The organism is Treponema sp. UBA753 (genome assembly GCF_002297325.1).
Taxonomy (GTDB): Bacteria; Spirochaetota; Spirochaetia; order Treponematales; family Treponemataceae; genus Treponema_D.
This window is the reverse complement of the sequence record NZ_DBKJ01000119.1, coordinates 1-3,596: the sequence shown is the minus strand read 5'-3', so window position 1 is coordinate 3,596 and position 3,596 is coordinate 1. Positions and strand designations below refer to the sequence as shown.

Sequence of the window (3,596 nt, the reverse complement as noted above, 5' to 3'; positions counted from 1 at the left end):
ATTCCCTAAATTTCGAGTTTTATAATTTAATGTCATTATCGGGCTTGACCCGATAATCTATTGAAAATTTCCAACAGATTCCTGACCGAGTTTACTGCGTAAACATCGCAGTGTCGTAGTACGGGAATGACACTTAAATTACTGTTCTTATCAAAACTCGAAATTCAGGATATTTGAATTCCACATTCATAGAATACAGGATTCATCACAAAATTCCAATAAAAATTATCACAAAAATCACATTTTTCCTATAGATTATATAGTCAAGCCGGATACTGGCAAGATACCCCCCCGGCAAGGCCAGGGGACTCTCTGCTAGTTTCTAAGCCTGTACATAACGCCTCCTGTAAATGCGGCTCCTAGAATAACTGCAAGCTCGCAAAGGGCTGTTTTTCTCCAGAATGAGCGGCTTTTAAAAATGCGCCTGCTTTCTTTTTCAAACTGCGCCTTAAGTCCCTCCCGCTGCAAAAACAAGGCTTCATCAACCGTTTCTTCAAGAATTCTTTCAAGCTCAGCTGCAAGGCTTTCATTGCCCAAAGCCTGATTCAGCGGCAAGTCCTGCGTTTTTAACTGCGCTTCTAATCCTGCTTTTTCCGTTGGAAACAACTTTTCTGCACTCGCCTGAAAAACTGCGTTTAGCACTAGAACCACGGCGCATACCTTTTGCATTATACGTGAATGTCTCATTATCTTTACCTCCTACATCCATAGATGAATCCATAGCGGCATAGCTTCCCAAAGCTTTTGGCAGAACCGCCCCGCAAAGAGATGAAATCACAACAGAAGCCCAGACCGCATCCCCTATATATCCAAGCCTAAGAAGCACTGTCGCAATTAAAACCGCAAATCCCTTGTACCCTGCAAGTTTTCCTGCAAGAAGAAGCAGCCTTTTAAATACATTCTGAAAAAGCTCTGCATAAGAAAAATCAATGCTTTCAATCTTTGTCATACAGCAAGCCCCCTTTTTACCATCTTCAAGTGAGAATACATTGACTTTATTTCTATTTCGCTTCGCAATGCGCCGCATTTATTTTCTTCCAGCCTGGAAACATTTACATAGCAAGATCCGCACCAGCCTGCCACATGAACCGCCCTGTCCTGCGCATCAAGAAAGAACGCCGCATACAAAAAATTTGCGCCGCAAAAGCTTTTTACATCTTCTGTAAAAAATCTTCTATATAATTCATCTGCTGTAACGCGAAGGTTTATTCCAAGAGAACGGCTTACTGCATCGCATACAGAGCCAGAACAGTCGCTTCCACTTGGAGAAGAACCGCCCCACACATAAGGCGCACCCTCAAATTTTCTTAGTTCCTCAAAGTACTTTTGCTGAATCCTCATGCCGCGCCTCCCAAGAATGTCTTCAACACAGCGAATCCGGCAGAAGCAAGGGCAATCGCTCCTGTACCAATAGAAACAATCTGGCAAACTCTTGCTGTTTTTTCAGCGGAAGATTTTTTAAGGCTTGTTTCCAGAGCCCCCAGACGCTCAAGAGTTCTGTTCTTGAACTCGCACATTTCTCCACGCATAGAGCAGAACTCGCCGTAGAGCTTTGTAAGCAACTCATTTTCCATAGCCGCCTCCTTGTAAAAATATTAGCTTGCGCAGTTAATGCGAAAGTCTTTTCCAAGAAGATAAAGCCAAATCCTAAGCCAAAATTGATAACATTTACGCTCATAAAACAGCACGTAAATGTTATCAATTCAAGGGCTTTGCTGCGCTGTATATTGTACACAACGAACGGCAGATAAAACCTCCGCGTTGCGGACTTCTGCCTCAAAAAACAAAAGACCGGGCAAGCAAGGCGCCTGCAAGCCCGGCAGGAGAAAATTATGTTAAAGATTTCATTAAGAGAGAACAAGACAGCCAATGCAAAGTCCCCTTATCATTTCTATTCGGAAAACTCCGGTTCTCTCACATTTGACGAGCTCATCAATGAGATGGCAAAAAACAACACAACTATAACAAAAGCCGACATTACAGGAGCACTGAATGTGTACAAGGATGTTGTTCTGCGTTATCTGCAGCTTGGCTACAAAGTGCACTGCCCGTTTGGACAGCTTTATATCTGCGCAAAGGGAACTGCAAATGACAAGCTGGCTTCTTTTGAGCCGCATAATTTTGGCAACGACCATGACTTGAACGTAAGGCTCACCGTGGACAGTTCCATAGCAAAGGCAGTGCTTGCAAGCACAAAAACAGAGCGTGTGTCAGGAAGATACAAGATGATTCCGTCAATAGAAGAAATCCAGAACGTAAATGGAATTGCATTAAAAGAAGCAAAGCCAGGAAACGTAATCAGGATAATCGGCGAGTACCTCAAGTTTGACGAAAATGACAGCGAGCAAGGAATTTTCCTTACAAAGGGAGATGTTTCAATAAGGCTTGAAAACTACATCTGGAACAAAAACAAGCGGATTGACGCAATGCTTCCGGCAGACATTGAAAGCGGCTCATACAAGGTCAGCATAAGGGCAAAGCCAAACACAATCCTGTACAATGGCAGCTTTATTAAAGAAATTACAATAAGCTAAAAGAGACTCTGAAAAGAAGTCTCTGCGGCATGTCTAAACGGCATGCCGTTTTTTTTGTTTATTGTAATAAACTTAAGACCAAAGGAATACTTTCTAAGACCTGAAGAGATACTTTCTAAGAGGTTAAGGAATACTTCCTAAGACCTGAAGAGATACTTCCTAAGAGCCTTAGGAATACTTACTTAGGGCTTTAGGAATATTCACTCAGGGTCTTAGGAATACTTACTTAAGGCTTTAGGAATACTCTCTTTAGAAATTCTAACATAAACAAATATTCTCATCTTAAAAGCCATTATATTAACAAATGATATGTAAAAAGCTTAATGCCCCTACACCTACAAAAAGAGCACTAATCTTGCCTTTTTTTCTTTTCCGTGGGATAATCCAAAGTGACAGTTTGGATTATCCCACAAAAAACTTAATTTTGGAAGAAAATATGGCTTTTATAGAGCGTCATGCAGAAAAAACAATAGAACGGATGTCTCAGTCGTTTCCGACTGTGCTTGTTACAGGCGCAAGACAGACCGGAAAGACCACGCTTTTGAAAAACGTAACTGACAAAAAATCTGTTGGCTATCTTACTTTTGATGACCCGACGGAAGAGCAGTCCGCAAAAAACGATCCGCAGTCGTTTATTGATTTTCATCCAAGCCCTTTTTTGTTTGATGAGGTTCAGTATGTTCCAGAGCTGTTTCGGTATCTAAAAATCGAAATTGACAAGAACCGGCACAACGGAATGTATTATCTTACAGGAAGCCAGCAGTTCAGGCTTATGGAAAAAGCGACAGAGAGCCTTTCTGGAAGAATCGGAATCGTGCAGCTTTATCCGCTTTCCGCACGCGAAAAACGAGGCGACAGCTTTGACCAGCCATTTATTCCGTCAAAAGACTATATTTTGCAGAGAAACAGCGCATTTTCTGGAAAGGAACTTTCTGCTTCGGATATATGGAATTCAATTTTTACAGGCGGCTATCCGGAAGTTGCAAACGGAAATGTCTCGCCGAACGATTTTTACTCAAACTATCTGAAAACTTACATTGAGCGTGATATTCGGAGCTTGAC

General features: G+C 41.8%; 6 protein-coding genes. 2 read left to right on the top strand and 4 right to left on the bottom strand.

The window, feature by feature from the left end; genetic code table 11:
* Positions 1 to 315: 315 nt before the first annotated feature.
* The 4 genes from B4C08_RS09610 to B4C08_RS09595 are packed head-to-tail and all read right to left on the bottom strand — an operon-like array spanning position 316 to position 1,574.
* Positions 316 to 555 (bottom strand): hypothetical protein, encoded by a 240-nt coding sequence (locus B4C08_RS09610; protein ID WP_296664874.1) that lies wholly within the window; start codon positions 553 to 555, stop codon positions 316 to 318.
* A complete protein-coding gene (locus B4C08_RS09605; RefSeq protein WP_296664872.1) occupies positions 527 to 949 on the bottom strand; it encodes a hypothetical protein in 423 nt (140 codons plus the stop codon). The genes B4C08_RS09610 and B4C08_RS09605 overlap by 29 nt, the downstream gene beginning before the upstream one ends.
* Positions 946 to 1,341, bottom strand: a complete 396-nt coding sequence (locus B4C08_RS09600; RefSeq protein WP_296664869.1) for an NlpC/P60 family protein — start codon at positions 1,339 to 1,341, stop codon at positions 946 to 948. Before B4C08_RS09600 ends, B4C08_RS09605 begins: the two co-directional genes overlap by 4 nt.
* The gene (locus tag B4C08_RS09595; protein WP_296664867.1) at positions 1,338 to 1,574 is read right to left on the bottom strand and encodes a hypothetical protein; all 237 of its coding nucleotides are present in this window, start codon (positions 1,572 to 1,574) and stop codon (positions 1,338 to 1,340) included. The genes B4C08_RS09600 and B4C08_RS09595 overlap by 4 nt, the downstream gene beginning before the upstream one ends.
* A 258-nt stretch (positions 1,575 to 1,832) precedes the next feature.
* On the opposite strand from B4C08_RS09595, the gene B4C08_RS09590 reads away from it, so the two are divergent.
* Both B4C08_RS09590 and B4C08_RS09585 read left to right on the top strand, forming a co-directional pair.
* The gene (locus B4C08_RS09590; RefSeq protein ID WP_296664864.1) at positions 1,833 to 2,534 is read left to right on the top strand and encodes a DNA-binding domain-containing protein; all 702 of its coding nucleotides are present in this window, start codon (positions 1,833 to 1,835) and stop codon (positions 2,532 to 2,534) included.
* 436 nt (positions 2,535 to 2,970) lie between these two features.
* On the top strand, positions 2,971 to 3,596 hold a 626-nt coding region (locus B4C08_RS09585; protein ID WP_296664862.1), incomplete at its 3' end, for an ATP-binding protein.